Source organism: Roseateles sp. P5_D6, from assembly GCF_054049415.1.
Genome location: NZ_JBFUMK010000004.1, coordinates 1 through 16,928, shown reverse-complemented (window position 1 = coordinate 16,928; position 16,928 = coordinate 1). Strand labels below are relative to the sequence as shown.

Below are 16,928 nucleotides of genomic sequence, written 5' to 3'. Positions count from 1 at the left end.
GCCGCAGAGCGTCGAGCTTTAGCATCGCGGGCCTATGTCACTGCCCACCCCTGAACGTCGTCTTGGCGCGCGGCATGCCGGCGCGCTCTGCGTCGGCATGGTCGTCGGCGCGGGCATCTTCAAGACCTCGCCCATGGTGGCGCAGTCCCTGCCCGACGCGGGGCAGCTCTATCTGGCCTGGGCCCTGGGCGGCGTGCTGTCCTTTGTCGGCGCGCTGTGCTTTGCCGAGCTGGCTTCGGCATTCCCCGATGCCGGCGGCGACTATCACTTCCTGCGCCGGGCTTTTGGCCGGCGGCTGGGCTTCCTGTTCGCCTGGTCACGCTTCGCTGTCATCCACACCGGCTCGATGGCGCTGCTGGGTTTCGTCTTCGGCGACTATCTCGCGCAGGTGGTCGATCTGAGCCCCTGGCTGGGCACGCATGCCAGCGCATTGCTGGCCGCCGCGCTGATCGTGCTGCTGACCGGGTTGAACCTGCTGGGCGTGCGCGTGGGCCTGGGCACGCAGCTGGGCCTGACGACGCTGGTGATTGCCGGCCTGCTACTGCTTGGCTTCGCGGCCGGCGCGCAGCAGCTCGGCGGTCAGCCGCCCGCGACGCAAGGCGCGGCCACCCTGGAGACCAACTGGGGCACGGCCATGGTCTTCGTCTTCCTGGCCTATGGCGGCTGGAGCGACGCGGCGACGCTGTCGGCTGAAATGCGCGACGAGAAGCGCGGCATCGTCCGTGCGCTGCTGCTGGGCTTGAGCGTGGTGATGGTCCTCTACCTGCTCGCCAACTGGGCCTATGTGCGCGTGCTGGGCCTGCCCGGGCTGGCGCGCAGCGAGGCGCCGGCCGCCGAGCTGATGCGCCTTGCCCTTGGCCGTGGTGCCGAGTTGCTGATGGTGGGTGTGGTCACGTTGACCGCGCTGTCGGTCATGAACGCCATCCTGATCGCCGGCCCGCGCACCACCTATGCCGCGGCGCGCGATCTCGCGGCCGAGTGGCGGCTGGCGCACTGGAACGCGCGCCGCGGTACGCCCAGCGCGGCCGTCGTCGCGACATCGGCCGTGGCTCTGTTGCTCGTCGGCCTTGGCGACCTGACGCGTGGTGGTTTCTCGACCATGGTGGACTATCTGTCGCCGGTCTACTGGTTCTTCCTGGTGCTCAGCGGCCTGGCGCTGATCGTGCTGCGCCGCCGCGAGCCCGAGCGGCTGCGACCGTTTCGCGTGCCGCTGTACCCGTGGCTGCCGCTGCTGTTCAGCGCCTGCAGCAGCTATGTGCTGTGGTCCAGCCTGGTCTACGTGAAGGCCGGCGCCATCGTCGGCGTGGTCGTGCTGGCGGTGGGCGCGTTGCTGCTTTGGTGGCGAGGCACCTAGCCGCAGAGCAGCCGGCGCTCGATGCGCCCGTCATGCACATGCACGACCTCGCCCTTGGCCAGCGGCTGCCAGGCCTCGGCGTCATCGCCCAGCGGCTCCGACGCAATCGCCCAGCCGCCCGGCTGAGGCTTGAGATAGAGGCTGGGCGGCTTGTCGTCGCTGGCCCAGCGCACCGCCCACAGCTGCTCGCCATCGGCCAGTGCCGCCGAGAAGCGCAGCGGCGTGGTGATGCCGCGCGCCCCCATTTCGTCCACCGTGTCCAGCAGCACCTGGCGCGTTGCCGCCTCGACCGTCGCGCCGGCCTTCACGCGGCCCATGATGAGCAGGAAGAGCAGCTCCGAATCCGTCGCGCCGCGCTTCAGGTCGTAGAGCTCGTCGCTCAGCTGCGTCTCCATCACCCGGCGCAGGCGCGGGAAGTCGCCGATCTGGCCGTTGTGGATGAAGAGATAGCAGTCCAGATGAAAGGGATGGCAGTTCTGCCTGGACACGCCGCCCCCGGTCGCCGCCCGCACATGGGCCATGAAGAGGTGGGAGCGCACATTGGCGCACAGGGCCATCAGGTTGTCGTCGCTCCAGGCCGGCATCACCTCGCGGTAGACGCCCGGCGTGTCGCGCTCGCCATACCAGCCGATGCCGAAGCCGTCACCATTGGTGACCGACTTGGCCTCCGAAGCCTGCAGGCTCTGGCGCACCAGCGAATGGCGCGGCTTGCAGACCAGGTCTTCCAGAAAGATCGCGTCGCCCGAGTAGGCGAGGAAACGGCACATCGACAGATCTCCTCAGGTCACATCATGCCTCGGCTGTATTCGGGCCGAGCGCCGGGCCGCCCCAAGCCGGCCCGCCTGTGGCTGCACGCGGCTCGATGCCGCGGGCGGCCTCGTCCCCGCGGGGGACCGGTCCGGCGCGCCCGCGTCCAGCGGCGCGAGCCTGGCCGAGGGGCTCAACTTATGCTGGCCGCATGACACGCTTGCTGCAAGACTTTTCGCCCTCGACCGTTGTTGCCGGCTTCGTCGCGGTGCTGGTGGGCTACACCAGCTCGGTGGCCATCATCTTCCAGGCCACCGTGGCACTGGGCGCCACGCAGGCCCAGACCGCCTCCTGGCTGTGGGCCCTGGGCCTGGGCATGGGCGTCACCAGTATCGCCTTGAGCTTGTGGACCCGCCAGCCCGTGCTGACGGCCTGGTCCACACCGGGCGCCGCCCTGCTCGCGTCCACCTCGGGCCTGGACATGCCCGAGGCGGTGGGCGCCTTCATCGTCTGCGGCCTGCTCATTGCCTGGGCCGGCGCCAGTGGCTGGTTCGAGAGGCTGATGGACCGCATCCCCGTGGCCGTCGCCTCGGCGCTGCTGGCCGGCGTGCTGGCCCGTTTCGGCCTGGACGCGGTGACCAGCGCCAAGACCGCGCCGGAGCTCGTCCTGGCGATGGCCGCCGCCTATCTGCTGGGGCGGCGCCTGTGGCCGCGCTATGCCGTGCCCGGCGTGCTGATCGCCGGCGTCATCGTCGCCCTGGTCCAGGGTCGGCTCAGCTTCCTCGGCATCGACACGGGTCAGATCTTCGTCATGCCGGTCTGGACCGCGCCCGAGTTCACCTGGCATGCCGCCATCGGCGTGGCCCTGCCGCTGTTCATCGTCACCATGGCCTCGCAGAACCTGCCCGGTGTCGCGGCCCAGCGGGCCAGTGGCTATGCAACGCCGGTGTCCGCCTCCATCGCCGTGACCGGCGCGGCGACGACGCTGCTGGCGCCCTTCGGCGGCTATGCCTTCAACCTGGCCGCCATCACGGCCGCCATCTGCATGGGCCGTGAGGCGCATGAGGACCCGGCGCGGCGCTACACGGCGTCCATCGCCGCGGGCCTGTTCTATGTCCTCGTCGGCCTGGCGGGCGGCGCCGTCGCCATGCTGCTGGCCGCCTTCCCGCGCGAACTCGTCGCGGCCATCGCCGGCCTGGCCCTGCTGGGCACCATCGCCGGCGCGCTCGCCACGTCGCTGAAGGACGAGGCCCACCGCGACGCGGCCATCCTGACCTTCCTGGTCTGCCTGTCCGGCATCAGCGTCTTCGGCATCGGCGCGGCCTTCTGGGGTGTGGTGGCGGGCGGCATCGCGACGCTCGCCGCGACCTTCCGCCGCACTCGGCCTTAGGTGGGCGAGGCGGCCGGCCCTGTGCAACACTGGCCGGATTGCACAGGCCCCATCGATCATGAAGCTGCTCTTCGTTGCCGACCCCCTCGATACCTTCAAGACCTACAAGGACTCCACCTTCGCCATGATGCGCGAGGCCGCCCGGCGCGGCCACAGCATCGTCGCCTGCGAGGCCGGCCAGCTCGTCTGGCTGCGCGGCGGCCGCGTCACGGCGCGCGGCGCGCTGGAGATCGCGCTGACGGGCGATGCCGATGCCTGGTACACCGTCACGTCGACCGGTGATGTCGCGCTGGCCGACGTCGATGCCGTGCTGATGCGCAAGGACCCGCCCTTTGACAGCGAGTTCTTCTACGCCACCCACCTGCTCAGCCAGGCCGAGCGAGAGGGCGCCCGCGTCTTCAACCGGGCCAGCGCCCTGCGCGAGCACCCCGAGAAGCTGGCCATCCTCGAGTTCCCGCAGTTCATCTCGCCGACGCTCGTCACGCGCGACCCGGCCGAGATCCGCGCCTTCCATGCCGAGCAGCGCGACATCATCTTGAAGCCCCTGGACGGCATGGGCGGCATGGGCATCTTCCGCGTCAAGGAAGATGGCCTGAACCTTGGCAGCATCATCGAGACGCTGAACAAGGACGGCACGCAGACGGTCATGGTGCAGCGCTTCATCCCGGCCATCACGGAGGGCGACAAGCGCATCCTCATCATCGGCGGCAAGCCCGTGCCGCATTGCCTGGCGCGCATCCCGCAGGGCAACGAGGTGCGCGGCAACCTGGCCGCCGGCGGCAAGGGCGTGGCCCGCCCGCTGACCGCTCGCGACCGCGAGATCGCCGAATACCTCGGCCCCATCCTGGCCGCACGCGGCCTGCTGCTGGTGGGCCTGGACGTCATCGGCGAGAACGTCACCGAGATCAACGTGACCAGCCCGACCTGCTTCCAGGAGATCACGGACCAAAGCGGCTTCGACGTGGCCAAGATGTTCGTCGATGCGTTGGAAGAGGCCATGGCATGAGGCGCCGTGACTTCACCGCCTTCGGCCTGTCGGCCGTTGCGTTGCCGGCATTCGCCCAGGATGCGGGCTTCGGCAAGCTGACCGACAAGTTCCTAGAGGCACTGTGGCGCCAGGACCCCGATGCCGCCGTGGCCGCCGGGCGCTTCGAGTTCGCCCAGCAAGTCACTCTGCCGAGCAACGCCCAGCGCGAGCGCATGCGGGCCTTCCTGACGCAGTGGCAGGCCGAGTTCGAGCGCCAACCCGAGGCGGCGCTGAACACCAGCCAGCGTATGGATCGCGCGGTATTGATTGCCAAGATCCAGAGCGACCTCTGGCGACTGGACACGCTGCGCGAATGGTCCTGGAACCCTGCCGAGCACAACCCCGCGGCGCCCCTGGACCTGCTGCTCAACACCGACTACGCCCCGCTGGCCGCCCGCCTGGCGGCGCTGAAGCCGCGCATCGCAGCATTGCCCGCCTACTACCGCGCGGCGCGAACCAGCCTGGCCGGCGTCACGCGCGAGCACACTGAGCTGGCCATCCAGCAGGCACCGGGCGTGCTCAGCGTGCTCGACGACATTGCCAAGCGTGCGGCCGAAGCGGGCCAGGCCGTGGCCTTCAAAGCGCCGTTGAACCAGGCCCGCGCCGCGGTGAGCAGCTATGTGGGCCATCTGAAGCAACTGCTGCCTACGGCACGGCGGCCCTTCCGCCTCGGCGCGACGCTGTACGAGCCCAAGTTCGCCCACGACATCCAGTCGGCCCGCACAGCCCGCGAAACCTATGAGCTGGCCCAGCAACGCCGCGAGGAGGTGTTGGCCAGCATGCAGACTCAGGCGGCCGCGCTGTGGCCCACCGTCATCGGCAGCGAGGCGCCGCCCACCGACCGCTTTGCACTGATCGGCCGCGTTATCGCCAAGCTCAGTGAACGCCACGTCGCCCGCGAGCGCTTCGTCGACGAGATCCGTGCCCAGATCCCGCAGTTGGAAGCCTGGGTGCGCGAGCACGACCTGCTGAGCCAGGACGCCAGCAAACCCCTGGCTGTGCGCGAGACGCCCGAATACCAGCGCGGCGTGGCCGGCGCCAGCATCGAGGCGCCCGGCGCCTACCGGCCCCAGGACCGCACCTATTACAACGTCACGCCGCTGGACGACCTGACGCCCGAGCAGGCCGAGAGTTCACTGCGCGAATACAACCACTGGATCCTGCAGATCCTCAACATCCACGAGGCCATCCCCGGCCACTACACCCAGCTCGTGCACGCCAACCGCGCGCCGAGCAAGGTCAAAGCCCTGTTCGGCAACGGTGCGATGGTGGAAGGCTGGGCCGTCTATGGCGAGCGCATGATGATCGAGAGCGGCTACGGCGCCTCGCCCGAAATGACGCTGATGTACGGCAAATGGCATCTGCGCTCGGTCACCAACACCGTGCTCGACTACAGCGTGCACGTGCTCGGCATGACCGAGGCCGACGCGCTGGACCTGCTGACGCGCCAGGCCTTCCAGACCGAACGCGAGGCCAAGGAAAAGTGGCGCCGCGTGCAACTGAGCTCGGTGCAGCTGACCAGCTATTTCAGCGGCTACAGCGAGATCTTTTCGCTGCGCGAGGCACTCAAGGCCAAGTCAGGTGTCGCGGGCTTCAATCTCAAGGCCTTCCACGAGCAGTTCCTCAGCTATGGCAATGCGCCGGTGCGGCTGATTGCGGCCGACATGCTCAAAGCGTGAAGCGGTCATGCACTCGCGGCGCCGTCGCCGCGGGATCATCGTTGCGCCAGACCGGCCCCGGCGCGCCCGCGCGCCGCCAGCGCCGCGGCACGCGGTCGATGGCGATGAACCAGGCCGTCAACTCGCCGGCGGCATCGATGCGAAAGCGCAAGAAGCCCTTGTGGTCCTGCCCGTCGAGCGCCGAATAGGCGTTGTTGGTCAGCAGGCCCAGGCGACACATCAGTGCCAGATAGCCGCCGAAAAGTGCCGAGCCCAGCACCGCGCCGCCAGCGAAGACGCCCGCGCCGACCAGCAGCGAATGCAGGATCAGCCCCAGCCACTGGTCGCGGCTGCCCAGGCCCGCCCACAGGCTGACGGCCTGGTGCATGAAGAACTCCAGGCTGAACACGGCCAGCACGTGCACGCCCGCATGCACGGCACCCATGCCCCAGGTGACGGCCCAGCGCTTGGTGCGACCGTCGTCGGGTGACAGCTCGTCCACGGCCTCGCGGCCCATGGTCATGCAGCCAAAGGCCATCAGCCCGTTGATCAGAAAGCCCAGCGGGCTGAACACCATCGCCTTGAGCCACAGCGCCAGCACGGCCAGGTAGTCGCCCGGCCCGTAGGCCCACAGCGGCTGGAAACCATCGGCCCGGAACGACCAGGAGAAGGGGCTGGAGTTCAGGTAGGCGTTGAACCAGTACAGCGCGCCCAGCAGCAGCGCAAAGCCCACGTTGCCGTTGCCGCCCTCCCGACGCGGCAGGAAGGCGAACAGATTGCGCCAGCCCCGCCCCCGCGACGCTTCGGCCGCCGGGTAGACGGTGGCTTCCTTGCGCTCGAAATGCACACCCCGGGCGCGCCGGCCCGTCAGGCCGACCTTGAGGGCCGGCGTCTCGGTGCGTGGCTCGGGCGGGATGCAGTCCTCGGTGTCGAAGGCCTGCAGCCGCACGGGCCGTGTGGTCGCCCTGGTGTGCGTCGGGTGGGTGAAGGCGCCGCCGCAGCCGCAGGTGACGAGGCGGCCGTCTCGGGCCAGATCTTGGGAGTCCCAACGCATGTAGTGGTGCAGGTCGCCGGCCAGGCGCAGCCGGATGCGACCGCGCAGCAGGCCTTCCAGGCGCTGGTAGCGCTTGGGGTGGCTCTCATCGGCGCCGTCGCCGATGGGCCGTGTCCAGTAGGGCTCGGGGTAGATGAGGATGACCTTGTCGCCCGGGCCGATGACGGCCGGCTTGCCATGGCCGCCGATGGCCAGGGTCTCGAACTGCTCGTACTGGTCGCGATCGATGTCGCGCGTCAGTGCAAAGTCCAGGGCCAGGGCCCACCAGCCGCCCGGCAGCTTGACGCAGAAATAGGACTGGCGCTGCGGGATGTCGGCGCCCAGCAGCGGTGCCGAGTCGTAGCCGCGCACGAAGTAACGGCTGAAGGTCGAGGCCGAGTCCATCCAGTCGTGGTTCTGCGGCACGGCCGCCAGCGTCAGCCGCCGGCCGCGCACCAGGGTGTCAGCGAAGTCGTTGCGCACCGCTTCGAACATCTCGACGAAGCGGTAGCGGTAGTCCTCGGTGCTGGCGGCCGGGTAGGCGAGGTCGCCACCGAAGAGCAGCAGCTGGCCTCTTGGGAGTGTCTGCAGGGTCTCGCCGTCGAGCGCCAGCTCGGGCGCCAGCGCGGCGCTCGCCACCGCATAGCTGGCGTTGCCGCCGTCACCGGTGTCGGCGATGAAATCAAACCAGAACGTACCGTCGGCCTCGGGCTGGCTGCGGTCGATGACCACCAGCGGTTGCGGCTGTGCCTCGCGGCCGTCGCGGTTGCGCAGCTGGTCCAGTGACGACAGCACCTGGTTGGCGGCCGTCCACAGCACGCTGGGTTGGTACCAGGCGACCGGATGGCGTTCGTGGGGTGGAACGGAGCGGCCGAGCTTGGGTGAAGGCATGGGGCGCGATGATCCTCGCGGCCCCGGCGGTGATCAAGGGGCGCGTGTGCGATGCCCCGCAGCCGCCTTGTACGCATTGATCTCGGCCGCCACCTCGGCGGGGTCGATGACGTCCGCCAGCCGGGCAAAGCCCTCCGGCGCCAGCGCCTCCACGCGGTCGAGGATGGCGTCCAGCCCTTCGCGGCGGTTCATCTCGACGATGCGGGCGCACATGGGCCGCCGTTCGTCCTCGTAGGCGGCCAGTGCCGTGTCGAGGTCGGCGTGCGTGCTCAGGGCCTCGGCCAGCGCCTTGGCATCCATGATGGCCTGGGTCGCGCCGTTGGAGCCGATCGGCACCATCGGGTGGGCTGCGTCACCCAGCAGCGTCGAGCGGCCGAGCTGCCAGCGTGGCAGCGGATCGCGATCCACCATGGGCCATTCCAGCATCTGCTCGGCGCGGCTGATGAGGCCAGGCACGTCCAGCCAGTCGAAGTGCCAGTGGCCGAAGGTGGGCAGCAGGTCGTCGAGATTGCCGGCGCGGCTCCAGTCGGCGCGGTCGGGGGCGGTCAGGCCGGGCGTGGGTTCCTGCACGCGGCGGTCGGCGATCCAGTTGATGAGCTGCAGCCCGTCGGCTCGCGGCGCGCCAATCGGGTAGACGACGAACTTAGCCTGGCTGTGGCCGGCCTGCACCATGGTGCGGCCGTCCAGGAAGGGCGGCGCCCAGGTCGTGCCACGCCACATCATGACGCCGCGCCAACAGGGCGCACCTTCGTCGGGTGCCAGGCGGCGGCGCAGGGCGGAGTGGATGCCGTCGGCGCCAATGACGAGATCGGCCGCCTGCTCGCGCGGGCCGTCCACGGTTGCGATCTCGGCAATGGCGCGGTCGCCTTCATCGCGCACGTTGACGACGCGCTGGCCGTCGAGCACCGTGACCTTGGCCGAGGCTTCGGCCCAGAGCCGCATCTGCAGCTCACCGCGATGGATGCTGAACTGCGGATGGCTGTAGCCGCCCTCCAGGCCGCGCGGGTCGCGGTAGATGGCCTGGCCGTGCTTGTTGGCGAAGACGAGGGCCGAGGTCTCGACGGCCATGCCGCGCAGCGCCGGCAGCAGGCCCAATTCGTCCAGCACGGCGACCGCATGCGGCAGCAGATTGATGCCCACGCCCAGCGGTTTAGGTTCCCGCACCGACTCCAGCACCGTCACGGCGTGGCCGCGTGCGTGCAGGGCCAGCGCGGCCGTCAGCCCGCCGATGCCACCGCCTGCGATCAGGATCTTCATGAGCTCAGGTTAACTCAGGGTAAGCGAGATAGTTGCAGTGAGCAACAAAAACTAAGCTGGATTGGTGAGCACGCCCGACGGCCCCAGCGCCATTCCTCCCGAAGGCCCGATGTTGCCTGTTCCCGGGCTGGATTACGGCCTGCTGGACGGCTTGCTGGGCTATGCACTGCGGCGCGCGCAGAACGCGCTCTACCTGGACTTCTACCGCGCCACCGCCGAGTGGGACATCAGCCCGCCACGCTTTGCCGCCCTGGTGCTGATCGCACGCAACCCCGGCCTGCGCCAGGGGCTGCTCGGCCAGGCCATGGGCCTGCACCGCAGCGGCGCGCTGCGCCTGACCGACTGGCTCACCGCCCAGGGCTGGGTCGAGCGCCGCGACGCGCCCGACGACGCGCGCAGCTGGGGCCTGCATCTGACGTCGGCCGGCAAAAGACTGCTGGCCAAGCTTGAAGCCGCCGTCGCCGAGCATGACCGTGCACTGGTCCGGGCCCTGGGCGACCAGGGGYCTGCACTGCAAACGGCCCTGGAGCGCCTCGCCCGCGTTGCCACTGCAGCGCCTATCAACTGACAACACGACCGGAGACAAGAGAAATGATGCAACGACGCCACCTGATGCTTTCCTTCGCGGCCTTGCCGCTCGCTGCGCGCGCGCAAGGCCAGCCGCCGCGCATCCTCGTCGGTTTCCCGGCCGGCGGCTCGGTGGACACGACGGCCCGCCGCTTCGCCGAATTCGGCCGCGGCAAGCTGGCCGAGACCATCCTCGTCGAGCAGAAGGTGGGCGCCGGTGGCCGCATCGCCATTGGCGCGTTGAAGGACGCGGCCCCCGACGGCCTGACGATGCTGCTCGGCCCTTCGTCCATGTTCACCGTCTACCCGCATGCCTACCGCAAGCTGGCCTACAACCCGGCGACCGACGTCATCCCGGTCTCGCCGCTGGCGCTGTCGACCTGCGGCTTCGGCGTCGGGCCTCAGGTGCCGGCCACCGTCAAGACACTGGCGCAACTGGCCGACTGGCTGAAGGCCAACCCCGACAAGGCCGCCTACGCCTCGCCCGCAGCGGGCGCCATGCCCCACTTCCTCGGCAACCAGTTCGAGCACGCGGCCGGCCTCAAGCTCACGCACGCGCCCTACCGTGGCGCGGCGCCCGGCATGCAGGACCTGATGGGCGGCCAGATTGCCGCGGGCTGCTTCTCCATCGGCGACTTCCTGCCCCACCTCGCCTCCGGCCGCGTGCGCCTGCTCGGCGTGACCGACAAGGCCCGCTCGCGCTTCGTGCCCGATGTGCCCACCTTTGAGGAGCAGGGCTTCAAGGGCATCGTTGGCGTCGAGACCTACGGCCTCTTTCTGCCGGCCAAGACGCCGCAGGCCACGGTCGACAAGCTGGCTGAGGTGGCCCGCGCCGCGGTGCGCGAGCCCGGCGTCATCGAGGCCCTGGCCAAGCTGGGCTTCGAGCCGCTGTCGCTGCCGCCGGCAGACTACGCCAAGCGCCTGGCCGCCGAACGCGAGTACTGGGGGCCGGTCGTCAAGGCTTCGGGGTTCTCGTCGGACGATTAGCATCGGCGCTCCACTCATGGAGCCTGAATGCCCTGGCGTCGACTGGCTGTTGGCCTCGCTGCTTGCCTTGCTGTTTGCCTGACCCTGAATGCGGCCCATGCGGCGACCGACGCCGCGCGGCTGCAGGCGTTGCTGACCGAACAGCAATACGCCGCGGTGAGCACCGATGTCGACGCATTGCTGCGCGCCAGGCAACCCGATGCCACCGAGCGCGGTGTCATCTACCAATGGCTGTTCGCCCGTGATGACGGGGCTGCCATCGATCGCCGCACGCGTCATGTGCTGACCACTTCCAACGTCGACGCCATCGACCTGCTCGCCGCCGGCCGCCTTGCGCTGGACCGGCGCGATTTCGAGCGCGCCAGGCAGTGCTTCGAGAAAGCCCTTGAGCGGGCAAAGCGGCCCGTCGACAAGGCGCAGGCCCTGCGCGGCCTGGGCCAGCGCCATTACCAGCTGCGTGAGTTCGACGCCTCGCTACAAAAGCTCGAAGCCGGCATCGCCGCCGAACGCACCGCCGACGGCCTGGCCGCGCTGGCCGACACGTTGATCCGGCTCGGCCGCACCGAAGACGCGATTGCTGCGGCCGAGGGCGCCGTCGCGCTGAACCGTCATCACGAAGCCGCCCACTACCTGCTCGGCAATGGCTATGTGCGCGAGAACTACAGCCAGCTCGCTGCTCGCCTGGGCGACGGCTTCGCGCCGCTGATGGCCGACGTGCGTCGCGCCTCCGACGCCTTCGAGAAGGGCGACTTCGACACGGCGCTGCTCATCAGCCTCGCCGTGCTGGAGCGTTGCCCGCAGCTCGGCCGGGCTCATGCCATCGCGGCCAAGGCGCTGGAGTCGCAACGCTTCGCCATTGATGTGCACCGCGCCGACTACGAGCGCCGCTTCAAGGCCCTGCCCATGCCCACCGTGCCGGGCATCGAGCGCTATGTACTGAACTGGAAAGAGCTGTCGCCGCGCCACCAGAAGCGTGTAGCACTGTCCGTCGCGCCGTGGAAGGCCTTCATCCCGGTGCTGGTGGAAGGGGGCGCTACCCACTTCATCAAGCCGATGTGGATGCGCCTGTCCGAGACGCCGCAGGCCCATGCGCTCAAGGATGCGCGCATCGACTACGACTCGCGCCTCTGGGACGACGTACGCGGCATGGGCGGGCACTTCACCGTCACCGGCATCGAAGACGTCGAGCGCAGCATCTTCGATCGCTACAACACTGTGCTGCACGAGCTGACCCACCAGGTCCATGGCGTGCTGACGGCCGACCAGGCGCGCAGCATCGAGACCCTCTACCAGCAGGCCAAGTCGCGTGACGCCAGGACACGCAACGGCTTCCTGTCGCGGTATGCCGGCGGCTCGGTGTGGGAGTATTTCGCCGAGGGCGCCAATGCCGCGGCCTCGCCACGGCGCGACGCGTATGACGGCCGCGAGATCGTGCGCGAGCGCCTCATCGAGATGGACCCGGCCCTGCGTGCCGAGATCCGGCGCTTCTTCGCCCAGCGCGACACGCGCGCCAGCTTGCCTGTGGCCCTGGTCAATGCCGGCAACCAGAAGCTGGAAGATGGCCAGCTGGCCGAGGCCAAGCCGCTGTTTGCGCGCGCTCTCAAGCTCGCGCCCACCGACGAGCGCGCGCTGACGGCCCAGCTCAATGCGCTGGCCATCGAGGGTGATGGCGCCGCCGTTGCTGAACTGGCGGCCCGCGCCCTGGCTGCTCATCCGCGCAGCGGTGCGCTGCGCGCGGGTGTCGCCGACGCCCTCTGGCATGGCGGCCGCCCACTGGCTGCCGAGGTTGTGCCTGGCCTGGGGCGCGATGTCGAGGCGCTGAAGGGCGAGGACCGCTTCCGCGTCGACCTCGCGCTGGGCGACTACTACCGGCGCCTCGGCGATGTGCCGCGGGCGCTGGCGGCCTATGAGGCCGTGCTGGCCTACCAGGGCGACCAGCCTGAGGCGCTGTGGGGCCGTGCCGCCACGCTGGCGCTGGGCAGTCGCTGGGACGACGCCTTCAAGCAGTACGAGGCCGTGTTGCGGCTGCGCACCGGCCTCGTGCCGCTGCGCCGCGATTACGCGCTGGACCTGCTGCGCGCCGGCCGAAAGGAGGCGGCGCGAGCGCAGATCAAGGAAGCGCTGATCCTCGACCCGACCGACCCCGACACGCTGGCGCTGAAGGGCTGGCTGGCCCTTCTCGATGGCGACGCCGATGCCGCACGCCGCGATGCCGAGGAAGCGCTGCGGCTGGGGCCGTGGAGCGATCTGGCCGTCATCGTCGAGGCCGCCGCACTGCAGGCCCTGGGGCAGGGCGAGGCGGCGCAGGTGACTCTCGCGCCGCTGAAGCAGCGCATCGCCGGCAACGCGCCGCCGCAATACGTCTACCGGCCCGAGAAGTCGGGCTGGTTCTCGGTGCATGAGCTGCCGGCCAGCGAGCGCCGTGTCATGGAGCTGTTCGTCAAGTGAGATTCATCAAGCGCCTGGAGGCGGCCCATCTGAATGGCCTCAGCGTGGCCCTGGGCGTGGCAGCCACGCATCTCGCCGTCGGCGCGCTGTTTGGCGAGACGGCGGGCCTGGCGGCCGTCGGTGGCGCCGTCTGCGCCAGCCTGACCGATCTGCCCAACCCGCCCCAGCGCGTGCTGCCGCGCGTGTTGCCGGCAGCGGCCGCCGCGGCGCTCGTGACGCTGCTGGTCGGACTGACGGACCACTCGCTCGCGTTGACCGTCGCCCTGATCGCCGTCGTCACCTTCCTGTCGTTGATGGCCCTGGCCTGGGGCCTGCGTGCCGGGCCGCTGTCGTTCGCACCGGTGCTGGCCATGGTCTTCGCGATGGCCTGGGACCGCACGGCCGGCGCCACGTCGCCGCTGGAGCACGCGCTCTGGGTGGGCCTGGGCGGCTGCGTTTATGCCGGCTGGGCGCGCGGCAGCGCGGTCGTGCTGCGCCACCGGCTGCGCGAGTTGGCACTGGCTACGGCACTGCGCGCCACCGAGAAGCGGCTGCGTTCGCGTGCCCAGCGCATTGCCGGCGCGGTGGGCGGCGCCGAGGCGAACATCCGTGCCTCCATTGCCGATGATGTGCTGCTCGCCGATGCATTGCAGGCCGCGCGCGACCAGGTTTTTTCCGCACGGCGCTCACCGCGCAGCCGCCGCCAGACCGACCTCGTGCTTGGCCTCATCGAGCTGCGCGACCTGCTGCTGGCCAGCCGGCTGGACACGGAGCTGCTGGGCCAGGACTTCCCAGGCCGCCAGTGGCGCGCCGCGCTGGCCGACGCGCTGCGCCACCTCGCCGACGTGCTCGCAGCCCTGGCCGACACCGTGGCCTATGGCGCACCCTTGCCCGAGGTGTCTGCCGACGCCTGGCGGGCGCAGTTGGCGGCGCGGCTGGCCGATGTCAGCGCGCCGGCTGGCGACTCGCGCACCCATCTCGCGTCCGCGCTGGCGTCGCGCGTCGGCCACATGCTGGACGACGTCAGCGCCATGGTGGCCCGCCAGACTGCCGCGGACAACCCCGACAGCCCCTGGACACCCGAGCGCCTCGCGCCCTTCGTGTCGCCCGAGGGCTGGCCGCTGGCGGCGCTGAAACCTCATCTGAACCTGCAATCCGGCGTCATGCGCCATGCGCTGCGCTCGGCGCTGGCGCTGTCGTTCGCCTATGCGCTGGGTGCGGCCCTGCCCTGGGCGGCTCACCCCTTCTGGTTGATGCTCAGCGTGGCCGTTGTGCTGCGCGGCAACCTGGAGCAGACGCTGTCGCGCCGCAACGAACGCATCATCGGCACCGTGCAGGGCTGCCTGCTGGTGCTGCTGCTGGCGCACGTGAGCTGGACGCCGCTGCTGAGCCTGTGCTTCATCGCGGCCGTGGGCACGGCCCATGCCTATGTGAACCGCCGCTACCGTGTCGCCGCGACGGCCGCGACGTTGATGGCCCTGCTGCAGCCGCTGATGCTGGCGCCCGGCAGCGACCCCTTTATCGCTGAACGCCTGGCCGACACCGTCATCGGCGCGGGCCTGGCATGGCTGTTCAGCTTCGTGCTGCCGTCATGGGAGCGCGCCGCGGTGCCGAGGTTGGGGGCGCAGTTGCGCGGTGCGCTGGCACGGCATTCGGCCAACATGCTGCGCTGGATGCCGAGTGCCGAAGAACAGACCGCCCAGCGCCTGTCGCGCCAGCAGGCGTACACGGCGTTGGCCGCTCTTGCCGCGGCCGCCCAGCGCACGCGTGTCGAGCCGGAGCGCGTGCGCCTGCCGGAGGCCGAGATCGAGTCGGCCTTGAGCCATGGTTATCGACTGATGGCGCTGCTCGGCGCGGTGCAGCACCAGGTGCAGCGCCGCACGGCCCGGCTGGACGCCGCCAAGGCCGAGACCGCACTGCCGCTGGCGCGCAAAGCCTGTGTGGATGTGCTCAAGGGCGAGCCGATGACGGGCACCGATCCGGCGGAGACGCCCGATGGAGACGCGGGCGCCTGGCCCGAGCATCTCGGCCAGCAGGACCTGACGCCCTGGCTGCTGCGCCGGCTCAGGCTGTGCCGCCTTGAAGCGCGCGAATTCGTCGCCGCACTGACCCGACTTCAAACCCCTGCAGGAGAACCGAAATGAGCATCCAGACCCGCGCCGCCGTCGCCTGGAAGGCCGGCCAACCGCTGAGCATCGAAACCCTGGACCTGGAAGGCCCGCGCGACGGCGAGGTGCTGGTTGAGGTCAAGGCCACCGGCATCTGCCACACCGATGACTTCACGCTGTCGGGCGCCGACCCCGAAGGCCTGTTCCCGGCCGTGCTCGGCCACGAGGGCGCGGGCGTCGTGCTGGAGAGCAAGGTGCCCTGGTTGAAGCCGGGTGACCATGTCATTCCTCTGTACACGCCCGAATGCCGCGAGTGCAAGTTCTGCCTGAGCCGCAAGACGAATCTCTGCCAGGCGATCCGCTCGACGCAGGGCAAAGGGCTGATGCCCAACGGCACGTCGCGCTTCTCGCTGAACGGCGAGCCGATCTTTCACTACATGGGCACCAGCACGTTCGCGAACCACATCGTCGTGCCCGGCATTGCGCTGGCCAAGATCCGGCCCGATGCGCCCTTCGACAAGGTCTGCTACATCGGCTGCGGCGTGACGACCGGCGTGGGTGCCGTGCTGTTCACGGCCAAGGTGGAGGCGGGCGCCAACGTGGTGGTCTTCGGCCTCGGCGGCATCGGCCTGAACGTCATCCAGGGCGCCAAGATGGTGGGCGCCGGCAAGATCATCGGCGTGGACATCAACCCGGCGCGCGAGGCGATGGCGCGGCAGTTCGGCATGACGGACTTCGTGAACCCGAAGGACGTGGCCAACGTGGTCGATCACATCGTGCAACTGACCGATGGCGGTGCCGACTATTCGTTCGAATGCGTCGGCAATGTGCAGTTGATGCGCCAGGCGCTGGAATGCACGCACAAGGGCTGGGGGCGCAGCATCATCATCGGCGTGGCACCTGCTGGCGCTGAGATTTCAACGCGGCCGTTCCAGTTGGTGACGGGGCGGAAGTGGGAGGGCTCGGCCTTTGGTGGCGCTCGGGGGCGGACGGATGTGCCGAAGATCGTCGACTGGTACATGGAAGGCAAGGTGCGGATCGATGAGCTGATCACGCACAAGTTGCCGCTGGAGAGGATCAACGAGGGGTTTGAGTTGATGCGAAGAGGAGAGAGCATTCGCTCGGTGGTGGAGTTTTGAGGAGGCCTTTGCCCAGTACCTCATGACTCGGTGCAGTGAGCCGGGAGTCCGCCCCGGCAGGGCGGGTAACTTTTCTCTGACGCGCTGTTTGGACCGGAGACATGGGTAACACCCGTGCCAGGACATGGGTAACACCTTCTCAAGTGTCCACCGGCTGCTCGTGCAGGTCGAACTGCGTGAAGCGCTGATGACAGAAGTACACGTCGTACACGCTGTCGCATTCGGAGCTGGGGCGGATGCCGATGGGCAGTCCCTTCAACGCGCTGGACACATGCAGTCGGCGGCCCTGGAAGTGAAGGAAGCCGTTCCAGCCGACGTTAACGACGCAGTCGGCGCAGTCGGT

The 16,928-nt window shown here is 69.5% G+C and carries 12 protein-coding genes and 1 pseudogene; 9 read left to right on the top strand and 4 right to left on the bottom strand.

Going from position 1 to position 16,928, the window contains the following annotated elements:
* Nucleotides 1-34: 34 nt before the first annotated feature.
* Nucleotides 35-1,354 (top strand): APC family permease, encoded by a 1,320-nt coding sequence (locus ACXJKM_RS05920; RefSeq protein WP_457350932.1) that lies wholly within the window; start codon nucleotides 35-37, stop codon nucleotides 1,352-1,354.
* Here the strand turns inward: ACXJKM_RS05920 and ACXJKM_RS05915 are convergent.
* Nucleotides 1,351-2,121, bottom strand: coding sequence for a class II glutamine amidotransferase (locus tag ACXJKM_RS05915; RefSeq protein WP_457350930.1), 771 nt, complete (start codon nucleotides 2,119-2,121; stop codon nucleotides 1,351-1,353). The genes ACXJKM_RS05920 and ACXJKM_RS05915 overlap by 4 nt on opposite strands.
* A 191-nt stretch (nucleotides 2,122-2,312) precedes the next feature.
* Between ACXJKM_RS05915 and ACXJKM_RS05910 the strand changes: the two genes are divergently transcribed.
* From ACXJKM_RS05910 to ACXJKM_RS05900, 3 genes are read left to right on the top strand one after another with little or no spacing between them, the layout of a single operon-like run.
* Nucleotides 2,313-3,491 carry a benzoate/H(+) symporter BenE family transporter gene (locus ACXJKM_RS05910; protein WP_457350928.1) on the top strand — a complete coding sequence of 393 codons (1,179 nt, stop codon included), beginning with the start codon at nucleotides 2,313-2,315 and terminating at the stop codon, nucleotides 3,489-3,491.
* Nucleotides 3,492-3,549: 58 nt separating this feature from the next.
* The gene (gshB, locus tag ACXJKM_RS05905; RefSeq protein WP_457350926.1) at nucleotides 3,550-4,497 is read left to right on the top strand and encodes a glutathione synthase; all 948 of its coding nucleotides are present in this window, start codon (nucleotides 3,550-3,552) and stop codon (nucleotides 4,495-4,497) included.
* Nucleotides 4,494-6,197 carry a DUF885 domain-containing protein gene (locus ACXJKM_RS05900; RefSeq protein ID WP_457350924.1) on the top strand — a complete coding sequence of 568 codons (1,704 nt, stop codon included), beginning with the start codon at nucleotides 4,494-4,496 and terminating at the stop codon, nucleotides 6,195-6,197. Before gshB ends, ACXJKM_RS05900 begins: the two co-directional genes overlap by 4 nt.
* Here the strand turns inward: ACXJKM_RS05900 and ACXJKM_RS05895 are convergent.
* Together ACXJKM_RS05895 and ACXJKM_RS05890 are read right to left on the bottom strand one after the other, a co-directional pair.
* The gene (locus ACXJKM_RS05895; protein WP_457350922.1) at nucleotides 6,187-8,100 is read right to left on the bottom strand and encodes a hypothetical protein; all 1,914 of its coding nucleotides are present in this window, start codon (nucleotides 8,098-8,100) and stop codon (nucleotides 6,187-6,189) included. The genes ACXJKM_RS05900 and ACXJKM_RS05895 overlap by 11 nt on opposite strands.
* A gap of 33 nt (nucleotides 8,101-8,133) precedes the next feature.
* A complete protein-coding gene (locus ACXJKM_RS05890; RefSeq protein ID WP_457350920.1) occupies nucleotides 8,134-9,357 on the bottom strand; it encodes a flavin-dependent oxidoreductase in 1,224 nt (407 codons plus the stop codon).
* A 64-nt stretch (nucleotides 9,358-9,421) separates the two neighbouring features.
* Here ACXJKM_RS05890 and ACXJKM_RS05885 point away from each other — a divergent pair, with 64 nt between their 5' ends.
* Genes ACXJKM_RS05885 through ACXJKM_RS05865 form a run of 5 tightly spaced genes read left to right on the top strand, consistent with a single transcriptional unit; the run spans nucleotide 9,422 to nucleotide 16,585 of the window.
* Nucleotides 9,422-9,925: a MarR family winged helix-turn-helix transcriptional regulator gene (locus tag ACXJKM_RS05885; RefSeq protein WP_457350918.1), complete on the top strand. Its 504-nt coding sequence runs from the start codon at nucleotides 9,422-9,424 to the stop codon at nucleotides 9,923-9,925.
* Nucleotides 9,926-9,948: 23 nt separating this feature from the next.
* On the top strand, nucleotides 9,949-10,911 hold the full coding sequence (locus ACXJKM_RS05880; RefSeq protein WP_056192369.1) for a Bug family tripartite tricarboxylate transporter substrate binding protein: 963 nt from the start codon (nucleotides 9,949-9,951) through the stop codon (nucleotides 10,909-10,911).
* Between the two features lie 27 nt (nucleotides 10,912-10,938).
* Nucleotides 10,939-13,359: a tetratricopeptide repeat protein gene (locus tag ACXJKM_RS05875; protein ID WP_457350916.1), complete on the top strand. Its 2,421-nt coding sequence runs from the start codon at nucleotides 10,939-10,941 to the stop codon at nucleotides 13,357-13,359.
* Complete coding sequence (locus ACXJKM_RS05870; protein ID WP_457350915.1) at nucleotides 13,356-15,482, top strand: FUSC family protein; 2,127 nt, start codon at nucleotides 13,356-13,358, stop codon at nucleotides 15,480-15,482. Before ACXJKM_RS05875 ends, ACXJKM_RS05870 begins: the two co-directional genes overlap by 4 nt.
* Before the next feature lie 2 nt (nucleotides 15,483-15,484).
* Nucleotides 15,485-16,585: an S-(hydroxymethyl)glutathione dehydrogenase/class III alcohol dehydrogenase gene (locus ACXJKM_RS05865; protein WP_457351375.1), complete on the top strand. Its 1,101-nt coding sequence runs from the start codon at nucleotides 15,485-15,487 to the stop codon at nucleotides 16,583-16,585.
* A gap of 139 nt (nucleotides 16,586-16,724) precedes the next feature.
* Here ACXJKM_RS05865 and ACXJKM_RS05860 read toward each other — a convergent pair.
* Nucleotides 16,725-16,928: pseudogene (locus tag ACXJKM_RS05860) on the bottom strand (IS481 family transposase); the annotation flags it as partial.